This is a genomic window from Streptosporangium sp. NPDC020072 (assembly GCF_040631445.1).
GTDB lineage: Bacteria > Actinomycetota > Actinomycetes > Streptosporangiales > Streptosporangiaceae > Streptosporangium.
Window position 1 is genome coordinate 217,696 of sequence record NZ_JBEYAB010000002.1, and the last position, 20,079, is coordinate 237,774.

16 protein-coding genes are annotated in these 20,079 nt (G+C 70.0%); 2 read left to right on the forward strand and 14 right to left on the reverse strand.

Annotated elements, in window-relative coordinates:
- Positions 1 to 261: 261 nt before the first annotated feature.
- From ABZ470_RS04325 to rpmE, 8 genes are all read right to left on the reverse strand, one after another.
- The gene (locus tag ABZ470_RS04325; protein ID WP_362909853.1) at positions 262 to 1,602 is read right to left on the reverse strand and encodes an MraY family glycosyltransferase; all 1,341 of its coding nucleotides are present in this window, start codon (positions 1,600 to 1,602) and stop codon (positions 262 to 264) included.
- A 57-nt stretch (positions 1,603 to 1,659) separates the two neighbouring features.
- Complete coding sequence (gene glyA, locus ABZ470_RS04330) at positions 1,660 to 2,925, reverse strand: serine hydroxymethyltransferase (protein ID WP_352009659.1); 1,266 nt, start codon at positions 2,923 to 2,925, stop codon at positions 1,660 to 1,662.
- Positions 2,926 to 3,029: 104 nt separating this feature from the next.
- On the reverse strand, positions 3,030 to 3,410 hold the full coding sequence (locus tag ABZ470_RS04335; RefSeq protein WP_352009660.1) for a hypothetical protein: 381 nt from the start codon (positions 3,408 to 3,410) through the stop codon (positions 3,030 to 3,032).
- 16 nt (positions 3,411 to 3,426) lie between these two features.
- A complete protein-coding gene (locus ABZ470_RS04340; RefSeq protein WP_362909856.1) occupies positions 3,427 to 5,442 on the reverse strand; it encodes a hypothetical protein in 2,016 nt (671 codons plus the stop codon).
- 107 nt (positions 5,443 to 5,549) lie between these two features.
- Entirely contained in the window at positions 5,550 to 6,329 is a 780-nt protein-coding gene (locus tag ABZ470_RS04345; RefSeq protein WP_362909858.1) for an L-threonylcarbamoyladenylate synthase, read from the reverse strand.
- 21 nt (positions 6,330 to 6,350) lie between these two features.
- Positions 6,351 to 7,205 (reverse strand): peptide chain release factor N(5)-glutamine methyltransferase, encoded by an 855-nt coding sequence (gene prmC, locus ABZ470_RS04350; protein WP_352009663.1) that lies wholly within the window; start codon positions 7,203 to 7,205, stop codon positions 6,351 to 6,353.
- Positions 7,206 to 7,214: 9 nt separating this feature from the next.
- Positions 7,215 to 8,267: a peptide chain release factor 1 gene (gene prfA / locus ABZ470_RS04355; protein WP_352009664.1), complete on the reverse strand. Its 1,053-nt coding sequence runs from the start codon at positions 8,265 to 8,267 to the stop codon at positions 7,215 to 7,217.
- 108 nt (positions 8,268 to 8,375) lie between these two features.
- Positions 8,376 to 8,594, reverse strand: coding sequence for a 50S ribosomal protein L31 (rpmE, locus tag ABZ470_RS04360; protein ID WP_352009665.1), 219 nt, complete (start codon positions 8,592 to 8,594; stop codon positions 8,376 to 8,378).
- A 290-nt stretch (positions 8,595 to 8,884) separates the two neighbouring features.
- On the opposite strand from rpmE, the gene ABZ470_RS04365 reads away from it, so the two are divergent.
- Positions 8,885 to 10,015 (forward strand): hypothetical protein, encoded by a 1,131-nt coding sequence (locus tag ABZ470_RS04365; RefSeq protein ID WP_362909860.1) that lies wholly within the window; start codon positions 8,885 to 8,887, stop codon positions 10,013 to 10,015.
- A gap of 141 nt (positions 10,016 to 10,156) precedes the next feature.
- Here the strand turns inward: ABZ470_RS04365 and ABZ470_RS04370 are convergent, their stop codons facing one another.
- The 5 genes from ABZ470_RS04370 to thrC form a co-directional block, all read right to left on the reverse strand.
- The gene (locus ABZ470_RS04370; protein ID WP_362910352.1) at positions 10,157 to 10,801 is read right to left on the reverse strand and encodes a response regulator transcription factor; all 645 of its coding nucleotides are present in this window, start codon (positions 10,799 to 10,801) and stop codon (positions 10,157 to 10,159) included.
- Between the two features lie 11 nt (positions 10,802 to 10,812).
- Positions 10,813 to 12,114, reverse strand: a complete 1,302-nt coding sequence (locus ABZ470_RS04375; RefSeq protein ID WP_362909862.1) for a sensor domain-containing protein — start codon at positions 12,112 to 12,114, stop codon at positions 10,813 to 10,815.
- A gap of 158 nt (positions 12,115 to 12,272) precedes the next feature.
- On the reverse strand, positions 12,273 to 14,288 hold the full coding sequence (gene rho, locus ABZ470_RS04380) for a transcription termination factor Rho (RefSeq protein WP_362777108.1): 2,016 nt from the start codon (positions 14,286 to 14,288) through the stop codon (positions 12,273 to 12,275).
- Between the two features lie 465 nt (positions 14,289 to 14,753).
- Positions 14,754 to 15,686 carry a homoserine kinase gene (thrB, locus tag ABZ470_RS04385; protein WP_352009669.1) on the reverse strand — a complete coding sequence of 311 codons (933 nt, stop codon included), beginning with the start codon at positions 15,684 to 15,686 and terminating at the stop codon, positions 14,754 to 14,756.
- 181 nt (positions 15,687 to 15,867) lie between these two features.
- The gene (thrC, locus tag ABZ470_RS04390) at positions 15,868 to 16,926 is read right to left on the reverse strand and encodes a threonine synthase (RefSeq protein ID WP_352010164.1); all 1,059 of its coding nucleotides are present in this window, start codon (positions 16,924 to 16,926) and stop codon (positions 15,868 to 15,870) included.
- A gap of 199 nt (positions 16,927 to 17,125) precedes the next feature.
- On the opposite strand from thrC, the gene ABZ470_RS04395 reads away from it, so the two are divergent.
- Positions 17,126 to 18,646, forward strand: a complete 1,521-nt coding sequence (locus ABZ470_RS04395) for a glycosyltransferase (protein WP_362909864.1) — start codon at positions 17,126 to 17,128, stop codon at positions 18,644 to 18,646.
- On the opposite strand, the gene ABZ470_RS04400 is transcribed toward ABZ470_RS04395, so the two are convergent.
- Complete coding sequence (locus ABZ470_RS04400) at positions 18,627 to 19,985, reverse strand: MFS transporter (RefSeq protein ID WP_362909866.1); 1,359 nt, start codon at positions 19,983 to 19,985, stop codon at positions 18,627 to 18,629. The genes ABZ470_RS04395 and ABZ470_RS04400 overlap by 20 nt on opposite strands.
- Positions 19,986 to 20,079: the final 94 nt, after the last annotated feature.

Consider the following 20,079-nt stretch of genomic DNA (forward strand, 5'->3'; position numbering starts at 1 on the left):
CCCCGCCCACCGAAGCACGATGAACCGACCGGCATTCATAAGAAAGAGATCACTTCTCGGGGTTCGCTCTGTTTTTCCCCTACCGGGAATCCGTGTCCGATATCCCGCCACCGGACGTGTGCGGGAGGTCACCGCAGTTCCCGTCGCCGGGACGGCCGAGGCTCACGCCCGGCGTCCTCACAGGGGCATCACACGCCCGGGAAGGGGCACGGGGAGACACCGGCCCCAGCCGTACAGTGACGGATCACACACCGAACGACCTCAGGGCAGCGTCTCCGGGTTGGAGAAACCGGGTCCGGGAAGCGCCGACAGCACAGCCGTGTCCTCTCCCACACCGGGCACCTGAGGGGCGGGCGGATAGGCCACCGGTGCTCCCAGGGCGGCCATGGGGGCGCCGGGAGGGCCGGGGGGATACGGAGGCTGAGCGGGGAACGGCGGTGCCGGCTGGACGGAGGACGGCTCCGCGTCCGAACGCACGTGGCGGCCACCCCCCGCGTTCCTGCGCGCGCGCCAGCTGGGCAGCGCCATCACCACCAGCACCACGACCGCCAGCAGGAAGGTCAGCAGGAACAGCACAAGCGGAAGGCCCTCAACAGCCATCGCCACAACGGTGAAGGCGAACAGGATCGTCCAGGCATACATGATCAGCACCGTGCGCCGGTGCGAGTGGCCGATGTCCAGCAGCCGGTGGTGCAGGTGGCCCCGGTCGGGCGCGAAAGGCGACAGACCGTTCGAGGTGCGCCGGATCACCGCCATGATCAGGTCGAGCAGCGGAAGCACCAGGATGGCTACGGGCACCAGCAGCGGCAGGATGACCGGGAAGCGGTTGATGGTGGTCGAGTCGAGCGGCGTGATGGTGATCATCGTGGAGGACAGGACCAGCCCGAGCAACATCGCCCCGGTGTCACCCATGAAGATCTTCGCCGGATGGAAGTTGTGCGGCAGGAAGCCCAGGCAGACACCGATCAGCACCGAGGCGATGACCGCCGTGACGTTGATGCTGGTGTTGCCGTAGTAACTGGACAGGACGACGGAGTAGACCCAGGTGGCCATCGCGGCGATGCCGACGATCCCGGCGGCGAGCCCGTCGAGCCCGTCGACGAAGTTCACCGCGTTGATCGCGACGACCACGACCAGGATGGTGATCAACGGGCGGAGCGTCGAATCGAGGCCGAACGGCCCGCCCATGGCGTTGGGCAGCGGAAGCCACGGCAGGGTGACGTCGAAGGCCACCAGGACGCCCGCGGCGCCGATCTGCCCGGCCAGCTTGACCAGCGCGCTCATCCCCCACCAGTCGTCGAGGAAGCCGGTGAGCGTGATCAGGCCGCCCGCCGCGATCAGCGCGATCGCGGTGTTGCCGCCGGCGAAGGTCTCCTCCCCCAGCTTGCCTCCCGCGTACGGCAGGCTGCTCGCGATCAGCAGGCCGGCGACGAGTCCGCCGTACATGGCCAGGCCGCCGAGTCTGGGGGTCGGGACGGTGTGCACGTCACGGTCACGGACCTCCGGCATCGCGCCGATGCGGATGGCGAACACGCGGACCAGTGGGACCAGCAGGTACGTGGCCGCCGCCGCGACCAGTGCCATGAGTAGGTATTCGCGCACGGACCTAGTTTCTCTGATAGTCGGGCCATCTGTGACCGAAAACCGTGACAGAACGCCTCATAGTTCCCTGGCATATGTCTGGTGGGCGTGTGCCAGCTCCCTCGCCCGCTCTCTGGTCTCCGCCACGGCGGCCGGGTCCTTGACGACCCGCGCCACCATCGAGGCGATCTCCTTCATCTCCTCGGCTCCCATCCCCTGGGTGGTGACGCAGGGGGTGCCGACCCGGATTCCCGAGGTCACCGTGGGTGGTTCCGGATCGTAGGGGATCGCGTTGCGGTTGAGCGTGATGCCCGCGGAGGCGCACCGCTGTTCGGCGAGGGCTCCGGAGATCCCTGTGTCCCGCAGGTCGACCAGGGCGAGATGGCTGTCGGTGCCCCCGGAGACGGGCCGCATGCCCTCGGCGGCCAGTCCGTCGGCCAACGTCTGGGCGTTGGCGACCACCTGACGGGCGTACTCGGCGAACTCGGGACTGAGCGCCTCCCCGAAGGCGACGGCCTTGGCCGCGATCGCGTGCATGAGCGGGCCGCCCTGGGTGAACGGGAAGACCGCGCGGTCGATCCTGCCCGCCAGTTCCTCGGTGCACATGATCCCGCCGCCCCTCGGCCCGCGCAGCGCCTTGTGGGTGGTGAAGGTCACCACGTCCGCGTACGGCACGGCGGACGGCATGGCCCCTCCGGCCATCAGCCCCACGGTGTGCGCGATGTCGGCCAGCAGCCAGGCCCCGACCTCGTCCGCGATGCCCCTGAAGGCCGCGAAGTCGATCCGCCGCGGGTAGGCCGTGGCACCGCAGATGATCATCTTGGGCTGGTGCCGCAGCGCCAGTTCCCTGACCTCGTCGTAGTCGATCAGCTCGGTGTCCCTGCGCACGCCGTACGCCACGACACCGAACCAGCGGCCGGAGAAGTTGACCCGGGAGCCGTGGGTGAGGTGGCCGCCGTGCGGCAGCGCCATGGCCAGCACGGTGTCGCCCGGCTGGAGCAGCGCCGCGTAGGCCGCCAGGTTGGCAGAGGTGCCGGAGTGGGGTTGCACGTTGACGTGGTCCGCGCCGAACAGGCGTCTGGCCCGCTCGACCGCGAGGCGCTCGGCGCGGTCGACGACCTCGCACCCCGCGTAGTAGCGCCTGCCGGGATAGCCCTCGGCGTACTTGTTGGTCAGCGTCGACCCGAGCGCGGCGAGCACGGCGGGCGAGGCGAAGTTCTCGCTGGCGATGAGCTGCACACCGTCCCGGACCCGTTCGAGCTCGTCGACGAGGACCTGCGCTATCTCGGGATCTTGTCTCTGCAGGAGGCCGAAGTCGGGCCCGTAGTACGGCTCAGCACCCATGGTTCACATCCCGGGGATGACGTCTCACCCCACTGTATGCCTGTCCGCCGTCTACGCCCCACGCCAGGGGAGCGTTTCCCTGTGGGCGCAGGCCCGTGGGCGCCTCACGAGAAGGCGTGCGGTGCCCCCGCGTTGACGGGTATCCACCTGGGCGTGTCGGCCGCCTGATCACTGATGGAGGTCAGGATCGCCTGCCGGTAGAGGCCGAGCCGGGTGCGCCACTCGGCCATCTCCTCCACATAGCGCCCGGAGACAGGGGCGTCCCAGACGTCCTTGCTCCTGGCCATCTGATAGGCCTTGTCCAGGCTTGAGGTCAGCGCGTCAAGCTCTGGCAGCACCTGCCGCCACATCATGACCAGCCGCTGGTAGTCGGGATTGAACTCCCAGGAGACGGCCATGTCCGGTGTGGGCAGCCCCGGGCTCCCGGAGACGGGCGGGGTCTCCCCCGGCTGCAACGGCTGTGGAGCGGGCGGATCGACGAACATCACAGACTCCTCACGTTCACTTCACCGCACCGGGACCGGACGGCGTGGACGGCCGTGACGGGTCCTCCCGCAGGACGGCCCCCCGCGAGTCACCCTGTCCGTCGCTCGTGGACTTCCACGTCCCTTCCTCCTCCCAGTCGTCGCCGTAGAACCCGCCGGCCCCTCCCTTGCCTCCGGTCTCATCGGCTTCCTTGGCCCACTGCGCGAGCACCCCGTCCTTCGGGTCCGCGGAGTGGGCCACCGGGTGAACGGACCCGGTGTTGATGATCGTCTTGTGAGCGCCGTCGGAGGCCGGATGGGTACCCGTCGCGTGGGTGTTCACCGCGTGCGTGCCCGTGGCATGGGTGCTCGTCCCATGGCTTCCGGCCGCGTGGGTGTTCGCGGTGGTCGTGGGGGTGCCCGCCTGCTCCGTCGTACCGCCGTCGTAGAAGGCGCCGACGGCCTGGGTGCCCGTGTTCTGGGGGGCGGGATCGAGGGCCTGCTCGACGGTGTCGGGGATGGGCAGGGCCGGTTTGGCCGACGGCAACGCTTCGTACGGATCCGCCTTGCCCGCCTGGTGGGAGTCGGCACCGCTGGGGCCACTGTGGAGACCGGGGTTGCCGTCGTCTCCCTGCGGAAGGGAGCCCGCGTCTCCTGTCTGGAGGCCGGAGGCCTGCGGGGCCGTACCGCCCGGGTCCGGGTCGCCGTCCGCCGCGTCGAGAAGCGGGACGTCCTCTATGTGGTCGAGCAGCGTGTTGACCTGCTCCGCGGTGGGCGAGTCGAGGGGGATCTGCAGCACCTTCGCCCCGTCCACCTCCACGACCTTCGCCTTGCTTCCGCCGGCCTGGTCGACGTCGTCGGGATGGTCCTTCTGCGGGGTGTCGAGGATGTCGACCTTCCCGTCGCTTCTGGGCGAACGCTCGTCCCCCTTGGAACCGGCGTCGGGCTTGGCGTCCGAGGAGTCGTCCCCGGCGTCCTCGTAGGACCCGTAGGGAGAGTCCCCGTCCCTGGGAGACCGCTCGTCGCCCTTCGAACCGGCGTCAGGCTTGGCGTCCGACGAGGAATCATAGGAAGAGCCGCTCTCTCCCGAAGACCGCTCGTCGCTCTCCGAACCGGCGTCCTCGTAGGACCCGTAGGGGGAATCCCCGCCCCTCGGAGACCGCTCGTCACCCTTGGAACCGGCATCGGGCTTGGCGTCGGGACCCGAATGGCCGCCCTTCGGCGAACGCTCGTCACCCTTGGAGGCGTTGTCCGGCTTCGTGTCGGAACGCTCGTCACCCTTGGAACCCGCGTCGTGCTTGGCGTCGGGACCCGGATGCCCATCTCTGGGAGACCGCTCGTCACCCTTGGAACCCGTGTCGTGCTTGGCATCCGGTTTCGCGTCAGGTTTGGCGTCAGGTTTGGTGTCGGGGTCCGGATGCCCGTCCCTCGGAGACCGCTCATCGCCCTTGGAACCCGCGTCGGGCTTGGCGTCGGAGTCCGTACGACCACCGGAGGAGGACGAATGCCCCTCTCTGGGGGAACGCTCGTCGCCCTTGGAACCCGCGTCGGGCTTGGGGTCGGGTTTGGTGTCGGAACCCGAGTGCCCGTCCTTCGGTCCCGCGTCCGGCTTGTGCTTCTGGTCGTCGTCCGGCCGTACGGCGGGCTTGAGATCCTCCGCCTTGGGGGCGGCCGGCTTCGCGTGATCCTTCGCGTCGGCGCCCTTGGCGTCCGTCTCCTTGGAGGCCTCGCCCCTGGCGTCCGCGACCCCGGACGTCTTCTCCTTGTGGTCTTCGGCCTTCTCGCCGCTCGACACCGGTTGTCCCGCCGGGGAGCCGCCCTCCTGCTTGACCCTCTTCTCCAGGAGTTCGACCCGGGAGGAGACGTCGCGGACCATGATGTCGCATGACTCCGCGACCTGGACGGGGCGGTGCGTGGACTGCGCGGACAGCCCCGCGGCGCTCATCATGCGAGCGACCCGGCCCTCCGTCGTCCGCATGCGCTCCGCCGCCTGTCGGACCTCGGACAGCAGATCACGGACCAGCTTGGGGTCCATTCCGTCTAACTTGCCCATGGACGTCTCCCGGAAGTGTCGGCCACCTCAAGGTACCGGCGGGGCAGCCCGGCGTCACGATCATAATCAGACTGTATGGATCACGATATGGAGCGCGGATCCACCGTTCAGTCGCGGGAATCCGGCTTCACACCGGCCTCCGGCTTCGCCTCGGCCCCGGCTTCGGGCTTCGCCTCCGGCGCCGGGTCTGGCTTGACCTCCGGCTTCGGTGCCGCGTCCGGCTCGGAGTCCGGCTCAGGGTCCCCGTCCGTGGCCACGTAGCCGACCACGCCGCGCAGCCGTCCCACCGGGATGGCGCCCCTGCGCAGCAGCCTGGGCACCGCCGTGGTCAGGTCGAGGATCGTGGAGGGGATGTTGTCCTCGGTCGGGCCGCCGTCGAGGTAGACCCCGACGGAGTCGCCCAGCTGCGCCTCGGCCTCGGCGGCCGTGGTCGCCGCGGGGGCTCCGGAGCGGTTGGCGCTGGAGACCGCGAGCGGACCGGTCTGCTTGAGGAGTTCGAGGGCCAGGGGGTGCTGCGGCATCCTGATGGCCACGGTGCCCTTGGTGTCGCCCAGGTCCCAGGAAAGGGACCGGTTGGCGCGGCAGATCAGCGTGAGCGGGCCGGGCCAGAAGGCGTCGATGAGGTCCTGGCCGTACGGGCCGAGGCTGTCCACCAGGGCCGTGGCCGCGCGCACGGTTCCGACCAGCACCGGCGGGGGCATGTCGCGCCCGCGCCCCTTCGCCTCCAGCAGCTTCGTGACGGCCGGCGGGATGAAGGCGTCAACCCCGACCCCGTAGACGGTGTCGGTCGGGAAGACTATGAGCTCGTACTTCGGGATGGCTATTACCGCGTCGGCCAGCCCCATAGCCCGCTGATCAGGGTCTGAGCAGTCATAACGTCGACTCACGGCAAACCATCCTATTCTTGCCTATTCTTGGCCGAAACGGGCGGTAACGAAGCGGTCCCTGCGGGTCAGGTCTTGGCGGCTACGCACATCACGCCAGCCGTTGTCCTCGGGGAAGAGCAGATATACCGCGGTTCCCTGCTCGTCGGCGTGCTCGACGGCGACGAACCCGCCGGGACGCAGCAGCCGCCTCGCGGTCCGCTCGACGGCCCTGACCTCGTCGAGGCCGTCGCTGCCCGAGCCGTACAGCGCGCGGCGCGGGTCGTAGTCACGCACCTCGGGATCCCTGGGGATCGCACCCGGCGGAATGTACGGCGGGTTGGAGATGACCAGGTCGACCTGCCCGTTGAGTTCGGGCAGCGCGTCGGCCAGGTCTTCGGGGTGCAGGTGGACCCGGCCCTGGCCGTGTTCGAGGATGTTGCGCTTGGCCCAGCGGTAGGCGTCGGGATCGACCTCGACGGCGTGCACGATGGCCAGCGCGATCTCCTGCGCGATGGACAGCGCGATGGCGCCGGAGCCCGTGCCGAGGTCGACGACCACCGGCGAGGCGACGTCCATCTCCCGCAGGCGCTCGATCGCCCATCCCGCGACGACCTCGGTCTCCGGACGCGGGACGAACACCCCGGGCCCCACTTCAAGGGACAGGTAGCGGAAGTAGGCGCGGCCGGTGATGTGCTGGAGTGGCTCGCGGGCCTCACGCCGGGCGATGCCCTCCCAGAACAGCGCGTCGAAATCCGCGTCGGTCACGTTGTGCAGCTCGCTGCGCCGTACTCCGTGGACAAAGGCGGCGATCTCCTCGGCGTCCGTGCGTGGCGACGGCACACCTGCCTCGGCGAGCCGGGCGGTGGCGAGGGCGATCTCGTCCAGCAGAAAGGTCATGGGCGCGTTCTATGAGTGGTCTGCGAGCTTCTCCGCCATCTCGGCGTCGAGCAGGGACTGAATCACAGCCGTGAGGTCGCCGTCCAGCACCTGGTCGAGGTTGTAAGCCTTGAACCCGACGCGGTGATCGGAGATGCGGTTCTCGGGGAAGTTGTAGGTGCGGATGCGCTCGGAGCGGTCGACGGTGCGGATCTGGGACTTGCGCTCGGCCATGGCGGCGGCGTTGGCCTCCTCCTCCGCGATGGCCTGGAGACGGGCACGCAGGATGCGCATGGCCGACTCCTTGTTCTGCAGCTGGCTCTTCTCGTTCTGGCAGGAGGCGACCACGCCGGTCGGGATGTGCGTGATCCGTACGGCGGAGTCGGTGGTGTTGACGCTCTGACCGCCGGGACCGCTGGAACGGTAGACGTCGATCCTGAGGTCGTTCGGGTCGACCTGCACGTCGACCTCCTCGGCCTCCGGGTAGACGAGGACGCCCGCGGCGCTGGTGTGGATGCGCCCCTGCGACTCGGTCACCGGCACCCGCTGGACCCGGTGCACACCGCCCTCGAACTTCAGCTTCGACCACACGCCGTCGTCGCCCCTGGCCTTGACCGCCACGGTGACGTCCTTGTATCCGCCCAGGTCGGAATGGGTGGCGTCGATCAGCTCGGTCTTCCAGCCGACCCGCTCCGCGTACCTGAGGTACATCCGCAGGAGGTCTCCGGCGAACAGCGCCGACTCCTCACCGCCCTCGCCCGCCTTGATCTCCATGATGATGTCCTTGTCATCGTTGGGATCACGCGGGATCAGCAGGTGCCTGAGCTTCTCCTCAAGCTCGGGGACACGGGCCTCAAGCTCCTTGGCCTCCTCGGCGAACGCCTCGTCCTCCGAGGCCAGCTCCCTGGCGGTCTCCAGGTCGTTGTGGACCCCCTGGAGCTCACGGTAGGTGTTGATGATGGGAGTCAGCTCGGCGTAGCGCCTGCCGAACGTACGCGCCTGCGTGGGGTTGGCGTGCACGGTGGGATCGGCGAGCTTGAGTTCCAGCTCGGCGTACTCACTGAGCAGCTCGTCGAGATTCACCGTGCGTCCTCCTCGAAGTCCTGACGAAACCTGCCTCATCACCACGAACGCCGACCCGGGGTACTCCTCGCGGGCGAGGAGCGTTCCGGGCCGGCGTCGGGATGAGAGCTACTGGCCCGTGGTCTTCTTGCCGAAGCGCTTCTCGAAGCGCGCCACCCGGCCGCCGGTGTCCAGGATCTTCTGCTTGCCCGTGTAGAACGGGTGGCAGGCGGAGCACACGTCGGCGTGGATCACGCCGGACTTCGCGGTGCTGCGGGTGGTGAAGGTGTTACCACAGGTGCAGGTCACCTCGGTGGTGACGTACTCCGGGTGAATGTCGGGCTTCATGTCCTTCGGTTCCTCTCCAATGCGCGGTCGCCGGGTCGCCACTGTCTTTCGCCTGTTCGAGGCTTACGCGCTGTAGCACACCGAGGTGCGCGCGGGCGGGAACCGGAACCGCTGCGGTTCGGCTACCAGTGTGCCAGATGCTCCAACCATCCCAGGCCACGGGACATTCCCGGAGACCATGATCGGGTTCGTATGGACGGGTCCCATTCGTACCACTAGGCTCCGGTGCCCAAACCGTAACTTTTATCACTATCTTCACCCAAGTTGGGGGCCCAAAGATGAGGAACGGAATGCGGTTGCTTCTGGCCACCGCGATGGGGGCAGCCGTCTTCGCCAACGGTACGGTCACAGCCCTCGCCTCCCAGTCCAGCGCCCGCGCGGACACCCGCTGCTCCGGCTCCGCCGAGTTCTCCAAGGTGGAGTGGACCGAGGCGTTCGTCCCCCTCAAGGACAACAACGACGTCACCGTCACGGCCACCCTCAAGAACCCCTTCAAGAAGGGCGCCGACGGGAAGTGGGCGAAGGACCCGGACAACAAGGCTGTACGGGACATCACCGCCCTCGGCGGGGAGATCGTCAAGGCCGGGGCGACCACCGGCGCGAAGGTTGAGCTCGACCTTCCCGCCACTCCCACCATCACCGCGGACAACGAGCAGTCGGCCACCCTCGGCGAGGCCAAGGTGACCGGTAAGTTCACCGTCACCAAGGACGACAAGGACGGCAAGTGGCTGCTCAAGCTCAACCCCGTCCGCGGTAGCGCGCAGCCGTGTGTCGAGGAGATCGCGGTCGGCCCGCAGCTCAAGCTCGCGGGTGCCTCGGTGACCGACCCGGTCGTCGTCACCACGAACGACGACACCAAGGTCGCCGTCAAGGCCACCGTCCTCGGCGGCGCCACCTCGGTCTCGGCCCACCTCTACAGCAACGACGGCAACGACTCCGTCGACCTCAACCTCGACAAGGGCAACTCCGCCAACTCGTGGTACCAGGACACCTGGTTCGACAGCGACTTCAACACCGGCTCCTGGACCCTCGACGTGACCGTCACGCGCGGCAACGAGAGCATCAAGTACGAGCGGGCCGACGTCTTCACCGTCCAGCTCAAGAAGGCCAAGAAGAAGAAGGCCAAGACCAAGGTCTCCTTCGACGTCAACGCGAACAAGGTCCGCAAGGGCAAGACGGTCCGCTTCTACGGCGCCGCCTACCGGGGCAGCTCGGCCTACTCCGGCAAGGGCGTCGAGCTCTACTACCGCAAGAAGGGCTCCACCAAGTGGGTGTTCTTCGCCATCGCCAAGGCCAACCGCAGCGGTAAGTACAGCAAGGTCGTCAAGCCCAAGGCCGACGCCTACTGGCGCGCCGTGGTCACCGGCAACAGCACCACCTCCGGGTCGACCTCCGGTTACGAGTTCGTGGACGTCCGCTGACCACGAGCCCCACGTCACCTGTACCGCTCGCGTCCCCAACCCCGGGCGCAAGCCGTACAGAGGACTGACCGGCCGACGAGGACCGGGAGCGCCCGGCGGCACGGACCGCCGGGCGCTTCGCCGTTCCCGGCCGGGAGCACCTCACAACCCCAGATACGCCAGTACGGCCAGCACCCTGCGGTGGTCGCCGGGGGCGGGGTCGAGGCCGAGCTTGGCGAAGATGCCGGAGACGTGCTTCTCGACGGCCCCCGCCGTGACCGCCAGCCGGACGGCTATCGCCGAGTTCGAGCGGCCCTGCGCCATCAGGGCCAGCACCTCGCGCTCCCGCCCGCTCAGGGAGCCCAGCGGACCGCCCGTGTGGTGGCGGTCGAGGAGCCGGTCGATCACCTCGGGGTCGAGGACCGTCCCTCCTGCCGCGACCCGGCGCACGGCGTCGAGGAAGTCGGTCACATCCGCTACCCGCTCCTTGAGCAGGTAGCCGAACGGTGCGGCTCTCCCACCGGCCAGTTCGGCCGCGTAACGCTCCTCGACGTACTGCGACAGCACCAGGACCGGCAGGGCCGGCTTCAGCGCACGGGCTTGGAGGGCCGCGCGCAGTCCCTCGTCCCGATGGGTCGGCGGCATCCGCACGTCCACGATCACCAGGTCGGGATCGTGCTCGGCGACCGCGGCCACCAGCGACAGGCCGTCGCCGACCGCCGCGACGGTCTCGATCCCGCCGTCATCGAGGAGCCTGGCCAGGCCCTCCCGGAGCAACACGGAGTCCTCGGCGATCACCACGCGCATGGTCCAAGTGTTCACCAGTCACAGGGGAGTTCGGCGCGGATCACGGTCGGGCCGCCCGGTGGGCTGTCCACCCCGAGGACGCCGTCAACGGTCGCCGCCCGGTCCGCCAGGCCCGCCAGCCCTCCTCCCGGACGGGCGAGCGCGCCGCCGGAACCGTTGTCGCGGACCTCGACGGACACCCGCCGGTCGCGCAGGCCGACCCGGACCGAGGCCTCGGTCGCCCCCGAATGCTTGGCCATGTTGGTCAGCGCCTCGGCCACCACGAAGTAGGCGACGCTCTCCACGGCCGCCGGGGGCCGTTCGGCCAGTTCCACCGAAACGGCGACCCGCACGGGTGCCCTGGCCGCCAGCGCGGACAGGGCGGCGTCGAGGCCCCGGTCGGTGAGGATCGCCGGGTGGATGCCCCGCGCCAGATCGCGCAGTTCGGCGATTGCGGCCTTGGCCCCCTCGTGGGCCTGGGCGAGCAGCCGCCTGGCGGTCTCCGGGTCACTGTCCAGTTTGACCTGGGCGCGCCCCAGATCCATGGCCACCGACAGCAGCCGCTGCTGGGCGCCGTCGTGCAGGTCACGCTCGATCCTGCGCCGTTCGGCCTCGGCCGCGTCCGCCCCGCGCGCCCTGCTGGCGCGCAGCCGGGCCGATCCGGCGATCTTCTCCCCCGGGCCGAGCAGCGCCATGGCCAGCTGCCCGTGCAGCCGTGCCATCCCCCGCGTCGCGTACAGCGCCGCGACGAGCACCCCGAGCCCCGCCGGAACACACGCCAGCGCCCCGGCCGGGCCGTCGACCGTCAGCTCGCCGACGATCCGCACCTCCGTCACCCCGGACAGCACCAGCGGCGGCGTGACGAGCAGGGCGAGCGCGACGGCCCACAGGGCGGCCGAGACGACGAACTCCACCAGGCCGACCAGCGGTAACAGCAGCAGGTACAGCAGGTCCTTCCAGGTCGCGGGGTCGGCGAGCGCCCCTCCGCAGCGCAGCAGCGGGTTGCCGCCCCCACCCGGCCGGTAGGGGTCGGGGATCCTGACGCCGAAGGCCAGCCCGACGAGACGGCGTTCGAGCATCGCCGCGCCACGCCAGGCCACCATGGTCAGCGCGAGCAGCGGCGCCCCCACCCAGGCGACCGCCAGGGTCAGCGAGAACGGGATCACCGAGACCAGCACGGCGAAACAGACCAGGCCGTGGAACACGCTCCCCAGGAGGTACGGCAACGCCCGCCAGGTCATCGGGTCGACGAACATGCCCAGTGGACCGTTGGGACCCAGCGGGACGCGCAGTCTCAGCGGTGTCCGCGCCACGGGCGCCGTCCCGGCCGTCATGCGCGCCTCCCCACGCCCTGTCCGCTGTGCCCTGTAAGTGCCCTCGACGGGTCTTCCCGAGGTATGGATATCCCGGGGAGGCGGATCTCACAAGGGCCGGACAACGGTGAACGCCCCGGCCGTGAGGGCCGGGGCGTTCACCGTACGGGACGGGTGGGTCAGTCGCGATCGGAGCTGACGGTCGTCGTCCTGACCTGGAGGAGGAACTCCGCGTTGGACTTGGTCTCCTTCATCTTCTCCAGGAGAAGCTCCAGAGCCTGCTGCATGTCCAGCGCGTGCAGCACACGCCGCAGCTTCCAGATGATCTGGAGCTCGTCCTTGCCCAGGAGGATCTCCTCCTTGCGGGTGCCGGACGCGTCGACGTCAACCGCGGGGAAGATGCGCTTGTCCGCGAGCTGACGGTTGAGCTTGAGCTCCAGGTTTCCTGTGCCCTTGAACTCCTCGAAGATGACCTCGTCCATCTTGGAGCCGGTCTCGACCAGCGCCGTGGCGAGGATCGTCAGCGAGCCGCCGTTCTCGATGTTGCGGGCGGCACCGAAGAAGCGCTTCGGCGGGTAGAGCGCGGTCGAGTCGACACCACCGGACAGGATGCGTCCCGAGGCCGGGGCCGCCAGGTTGTAGGCACGGCCGAGGCGGGTGATGGAGTCGAGGAGCACGACGACGTCGTGACCCAGCTCGACCAGGCGCTTGGCCCGCTCGATGGCGAGTTCGGCGACCGTGGTGTGGTCCTCAGCGGGACGGTCGAAGGTCGAGTGGATGACCTCGCCCTTCACCGACCGCTGCATGTCGGTGACCTCTTCGGGACGCTCGTCGACCAGGACGACCATCAGGTGGCACTCGGGGTTGTTCCTGGTGATCGCGTTGGCGATGGCCTGCAGGACCATGGTCTTACCCGCCTTGGGCGGGGAGACGATGAGACCGCGCTGGCCCTTGCCGATCGGGGCGACCAGGTCGATGATCCTGGTGGTCAGGATGTTCGGCTCGGTCTCCAGGCGCAGCCGCTCCTGCGGGTAGAGCGGGATGAGCTTGTTGAAGTCGGGCCGCTGCCGCGCCTGCTCCGGGTCCATGCCGTTGACGGTGTCGAGGCGGACGAGGGCGTTGAACTTCTCGCGGCGCTCGCCGTCGCGGGGCTGACGCACCGCGCCGGTGATGACGTCACCCTTGCGCAGACCGTTGCGGCGGATCTGGGCGAGTGAGACGTAGACGTCGTTGGCGCCCGGCAGGTAGCCGCTGGTCCGCACGAAGGCGTAGTTGTCGAGGATGTCCAGGATGCCGGCGATCGGGATCAGGACGTCGTCGTCACCGACCACGGGCTCGTTGCCGTCGAAGCGGTCGCGCCCACGGCGGTTGCGCTCCCTGAACCGGCCGCGACGCCCGCGACGGTCGTCGTCGTCGCCCACACCGTGCTGGTCGTTGCGGTCCTGCGGGCCGCGGTTCTGCTGGTTCCTGTCGTTGCGGTCACCGCGGTCGTTCGACCGCTCGCCCCGGTCGTTACCGCGGTCGTTGCGGTCGTTCGACCGCTCCCCGCGGCTCTGGCCCGCGTCGGCGGCGCGCTGGTCGGGACGGCCCTCGCCGCGCTCACGCCTGTCGTTGCCGCGCTCGCCGCGCTCACCGCGGTCGCCGTTGCGGCGGCGGTCGCCGCGCTCACGGCGGCTCTCGCCGCGCTCGGGACGCGTCTCCGCCTGAACCGGCTCGGCCTGCTGCTCAACGACGGGAGCCGCGACGGGCTCGGCGGCGACGGGAGCGGGGGCCTGCTGGACGACGGGAGCGGGCTGCGCCTGCTCGGCGACCGGCTCCGCGGCCACCGGGGCGGCGGCGCGGGAACGTTCCCTCCGGCTGCGGGCCGGACGCTCGGCGACCGGCTCGGCCACGGGGGCCGCAGCGGCGGCGGGAGCGGGAGCCGCAGAGGCCTCCTTGGCCGCGACGGGAGCCGGGGCGCTCTCTGTGGCTACGCCCTGCTTCTCCTGGATCGCCGCGATGAGTTGGCTCTTGCGCATCCGCCCGGTCCCGCTGATGCCGAGGCCGGACGCGATGGCCTGCAGCTCAGGCAGCACCATGGCGGACAGGCCGGTGCCGGAGCGACGGCGCGGCTTGGCCGCGGCGCGGGTGGGGGTGTCGCCGGCCGTCGGCGATGCGCCGGCGGCGTCGGAGAGGAGTTCGGTGGTGTCGCTCACTAATGGGTCCTTCCCAGGGGTCGGGCGTGGCCATGATCAGCCAATCGTCCCGGTGGTGCGATCGACCCGGTGGGACAGACCGGGTCGGGTTGCACGTCGCGATCCTCGACGGCCCTTGGGGACCGCCGCCACTGTCGGGGAAGGGCACATCCATGCCGTCACCATCGAGATTCGCCGACGGTGGGGCTTGGAGGACACCCCCCGGATTGCTACCGGCAACCAGATGTCGAGGTAGTTCGAACGCGCATGTCCCCTCAAACGCCGCCTCTCGTTGCCCCAACCGAATGTGGAGCATTCGGAGGCGACGGATTCGGGGAGGCCACTGCGGCCCTCATGCCCCACGGTGTGGGAAATGAGACAGCGATGTGTGGCTGACAAGCACGCACCCAACAAGGGGGCACCTGGTGCGGCTACCAGCCTAACATCACCAGCGCACACAGCTATTCCCTGAAGGTCGAAGAGGTATCAGCGTGTCTCGGGAGAGACAACACGGGCACCGCGGGTTTCGACATCCAGTGGCTGGATGAGCCAATCCGTACCCACTTCCGGTGCGATCAAATCCTGCGTATCCACTGTGGAAAACGCAAGAATTGTGGGACCCGCTCCCGAGACCACGGCGGGGACCCCGATGCCGCGCAGACGTTGTACCAGATCCGCCGTACGTGGCATCGCAGGCGCGCGGTAGTCCTGGTGCAGCCGGTCCTCGGTCGCGGCGAGCAGCAGCTCCCGCTCGGGCCTGACGGTCAGCGCCGCCACGAGAAGCGCGGCCCGCCCCGCGTTCGCGGACGCGTCCGCGTGCGGCACGCTCTCGGGGAGGAGTCCTCGCGCGACCTCCGTCGAGAGGCGTTGTCGGGGAACGATGGCCACGGGCCGGATGTCGGCGTGCGGAACCAGTTTCAGCATATGCGGCGTGTTCGACCGGTCCGTCCAGGCGACGGTCAGGCCGCCCGCCAGGCAGGGGGCCACGTTGTCGGGGTGTCCCTCGATCTCGGTGGCCAGGGCGAAGACGTCGTCGTCGCCGAGCGAGGACGTGCCCGCGAGCGCCCTGGCGGCCAGGACGCCCGCGCAGATCGCCGCGGAGGAGGAGCCCAGGCCCCGGGCGTGCGGAATGCGGTTGAGACAGTTCAGCCGGATGCCGTGTGGCTGCGGCAGGCCCATCCGCTCGAAGGTCGTGCGCATCGTCCTGACGATGAGGTGCCCCTCACCCTGGTCCAGCTCGCCGGCGCCCTCTCCCGAGACGGCGATCTCCACCGTCCCGGTATGGGAACCGTCCGGGGTGAACAGGCTCGCCTCGACCTCGTCGTAGAGGCCGAGGGCGAGTCCCAGGGTGTCGAACCCGGGCCCGAGGTTGGCCGATGTCGCCGGGACCCGGACGGTGACCTTGGTGCGTTCGGTCATCGAGAATCTGGGGCGCGAGCCCCTGGCGTGGCCATGGGCGTGGAAGGCCCCTCCTCCTATCTGCCTGCTGTCCGCCTGACGCGGGACGGTCTGCCTGATGCTTCGGGAGTGCGCGCGAAGAGCCGCGGCGGCGGGGCCGCCGCGGCACGCGGGTCGGGGAGGTGCCCTGCGGACGGACGGTTCAGGCGAGTTCCAGCGCCTGGGCCGCGGCGTGGGCGTCGACCGAGATCGTCAGCGGGGTCGGCGCCCCGGAGATCGCCCAGTCGGGGTCCTTGAGGCCGTTGCCGGTGACCGTGCAGACGATCCGCTGGCCGGGGTCGACCAGGCCCTGGGAGTGGGCCTGCAGCAGGCCCGCGACGCTGGCGGCGGAGGCCAGCTCGACGAAGACGCCCTCCTCCTGGGCCAGCAGCTTGTAGGCGGCGGCGATCTGACGGTCGGTCACGGCCTGGATGACGCCGCCCGAGTCGTCACGGGCCGCCTCGGCCAGCTGCCAGGAGGCGGGGTTGCCGATGCGGATTGCGGTGGCGATCGTGTGCGGGTGGGGCACCGGGGCGCCGTTGACGATCGGCGCGGAGCCGCTGGCCTGGAAGCCGAACATGCGCGGGCTCCTGGTCGCGACGCCGTCCTTGGCGTACTCGGTGTAGCCCATCCAGTAGGCCGAGATGTTGCCCGCGTTGCCCACGGGGATGCAGTGGATGTCCGGGGCGTCGCCGAGGGCGTCCACGATCTCGAAGGCGGCGGTCTTCTGGCCCTGGAGCCGGAACGGGTTGACCGAGTTGACCAGCGCGATCGGGTAGCTCTCGGAGAGCTTCCTGGTCATGTCGAGACAGTCGTCGAAGGAGCCCTCGACCTGGATCAGCTTGGCCCCGTGGACGAGCGCCTGCGCCAGCTTGCCCATCGCGATCTTGCCGCGGGGCACGAGCACGGCGCAGGTCAGGCCCGCGCGGACGGCGTAGGCGGCGGCCGAGGCGCTGGTGTTGCCCGTCGAGGCGCAGATGACGGCCTTCGCGCCCTCCTCGACGGCCTTGCTGATGGCCATGGTCATGCCACGGTCCTTGAAGCTGCCGGTCGGGTTGGCCCCCTCGACCTTGAGGTAGACGTCGCAGCCGGTCAGCGCCGAGACCCGGTGTGCCGGAACGAGCGGTGTGCCGCCCTCCAGCAGCGTGACGACGGGCGTCGCCGTGGTCACCGGAAGTCGGTCACGGTACTCCTCGATGAGGCCACGCCACGCCCTGCTCATCATTGCTCCTCCCGCGCGTTCCCAGCACGCGCGTTCTACCTGCGGTGTTAGGCAGCAAGTCTACGGGTAATGGGATCTGAACCGGGATCTGCCGTCCACCAACTGGACACCTCAAGCGTCTCCCCAGGAAACGCTCAGGAAGCGTGGGTAGTGTCATCGGGTCCTGAGAAGCGGGAACGCAGACAAGGAGCGGCGGAACATGGCGGGCGGAGTGGCGACCAGACGGCCCCCGATCCGGCACAACGACTACTCCCCTCTCGATCCGCCGCCGCTGGGCGACTGGGCTCCCTCCCTGTCGGTCAGCGTGGTCGTCCCCGCGTACGGCGGGCAGCACGCGCTCGACCTCACCCTCGCCTCCCTGGCCGCGCAGACCTATCCCGGTCACCTCATGGAGGTGATCGTGGTCGACGACGGCAGCGATCCACCGCTGCGCCTGCCGGACATCGCCCCCGAGGGCGCCAGGATCGTTCCCTCCGCCTCGGACGGCTGGGGCATCGCGCACGCGCTCAACACCGGTGCCGCCGTGGCCGAGGGGCGGATCATCCAGCGGCTCGACGCCGACATGGTCGTCTGGCCCGAGCACATCGAGGCGCTGGCCCGCTGGCACCACCTGAGCGACTACCTGGTCACCATCGGCGCCAAGAGGTTCGTCGAGGAGCCGCCCCCGGACCTCTCCCCCGAGGAGCTCTACGAGCACGCGCGCGCCGGCTCCCTCGGCGAGGTCCTCGACCTGTCGAACGCGCTGGCCAGTTCGACGGAGCAGACGATCTCCCGGACCGACGGCCTGCGCAGCAGCCGCAACCCCTACCACGTGTGCACGGGGCCGACGGTCTCGATGCGGCGGGAGACCTTCCACGCCGTGGGCGGGGTCGATCCCGGCGTACTCAGGGGTGAGGACACCGAGTTCGCCTACCGGCTGGCCACCCACGGGGTGGTCTTCGTCCCGGACATGGCGGCCAGGGCCGCGCACCTGGGGCTTCCCGCGCAGCGGGTCGACCGGGACCGGACGGTCAGGGCCGTCGCCCCCTACCTGGCCCACCGGGTTCCGCTCCGCCGCGACCTGCGCAAGGACGGGGGCAGACGGTGGCTGGTGCCGTACGTGGAGGTGGTCCTCCATGTCGACGGGGACGAGAGGCAGGTGCGGGCCGCGGTGAGCGCCGCGCTTGAGGGTTCGGTCTCCGACGTCCGGGTCACCCTGGTCGCGCCCTGGTCGCGTCTGTCGCCCGGACGGCACTCGGTGCTCGGCGACCCGTCGTTCGAGCTGCGCGTGATGCGGGAGCACTTCGCCCACGACGAGCGGATCAGGCTGGCCGACGAGGTCGTCCCGACGCCGGGGCCGACGCCGTTCCGCTACACGGGACCGGTCTCGGTCCCGCTCGGCAGGGAGACGCTGGAGCGGATGATCGCCGCGGTCCAGGAGGACCGGTCGGGCATGCTCGTCGTCGATCTCGGTGAGGACGGGTCGGCGACGCTGGAACGGGCGGAGGCGCTGGGCAGGGCCAGGCTGCTCGGCGCGGACGACGTCGTCACCTCGATCAAGGCCACCCACGGGGTACGGCACGGCACGAAGGCGGAGTTCTGGCCGACTCCCCGGCGTCAGGCACCCAGGCCGGCCCCGGCCAAGGCCGCCAAGCCCTGCGCGAACCAGTCCTCCGCCTCCAGGGCGACCCGGTCCCTGCGTTCCAGGCTGGGGGCGGCCTTCAGGGAACTGCGGGCCTGACGGCGGAGGTCTCGCCCTGCTCCTGCTGCGGGCGGGGAACGACGCGCCGCCGTACGACCAGGCCGAAGGCGACGACGAGCAGGCCCGCGACGCCCGCGACAGCGAACGGCGCCGCGGGCCGCCAGGAGCTGAAGAGCGTCCCGCCGACCGTGGAGATGACGAGGATGCCCACGGCGCCGCAGAGCGTCTGCACGCCGTAGGCGGAGGCGCGCACCGCCGGGGGGACCTGCTGGGCCAGCAGCGGACCCGCGCTGACGATGGCGGCGATCTCGCCGAGGCCGATGAGCGCGGCCACGGCCATCATGCCCGAGCCGAGCGGGTCGTCGACCAGCAGCGTGGACAGGTAGGCGACGGCGGCCAGGGCCTGGGCGACCAGGACGGCGTCCTGGCGGCGCAGCCGGTCGCCGAGCCAGCCGAACAGCGGGGCCCCGAGGGTGGCGACCGTCTGCGCGACGCCGACCACGGCTCCGCCTCTGGCCACGGCCTCGACGGGGGACAGGCCGCCCTCCCTGACGCCGTGGACGACGACCCACAGCGGCAGGAACGCCGCGACGATGGACAGGTCGGCGCGGGCTACGAAGGAGGCCGCGTACGACAGCGCGACCCCGGGGTCGCGGGCGAGCGCGAACCCCTCCCTGACCAGGCGGACCAGCGGGATGCGCGCCGAGGCGGCGTCCACCCTGATCCTGGAGATGGTGACCCACATCAGCGCGGCGACGGCCAGGATGATCACGGCGACGATCAGGAACGAGTAGCGGGCCGCGTCGACCGTGGCCGCCCTGCCTCCGTCCCCGCCGAGGTTCCTCTCGATGATCGCGGGCAGGCGGACCAGGCCGAGGACGGCCACCATGGCGCCCAGCCCGCTGAACAGGCCGATCAGTCCGTATGACTTGCCGCGTGAGCGGTCACGGACGTAGTCGATGGCGACCGTGGCGAGCATCCCGTTGAGGGCCGCCACACCCAGGGCGAAGACGACCCTGAGCGCGACGAGCACGGTCACGTTGCCCGCGTAGGGGAACAGCAGGGTGGACAGGCCGCACAACGCGAACCCGGTCACCACGACGGGCCGCCTGCCGAAGCGGTCGGCGAGCGCGCCGTACCAGGGGAGGCTGAGGATCATCGCGATCTCGGCGGCGGCGGCCAGCAGGGCGACCACCCTGCCCTGGTCGGCTCCCTGGCCGTCGAGCACGCCGAGCAGCAGGAGCGGCTGGGCGGCGGGCAGGAATGTGATGATCATGGTCGCCGCGAACGCCATGATCATGGACGCCACCAGGTTGCCTGGGCTGATGCCGTCGGACAGGTGAAGCCCGGCGAAACGGCGCGGGGGAAGGGCGGCCATGCGGCGATCTTGCCAGCCGCCTGATCACTTCTCCAGCGTTACCGCTCGATATGATCACGACAATTCCGGAAATATTTCTACCGGGGAGCAGCAC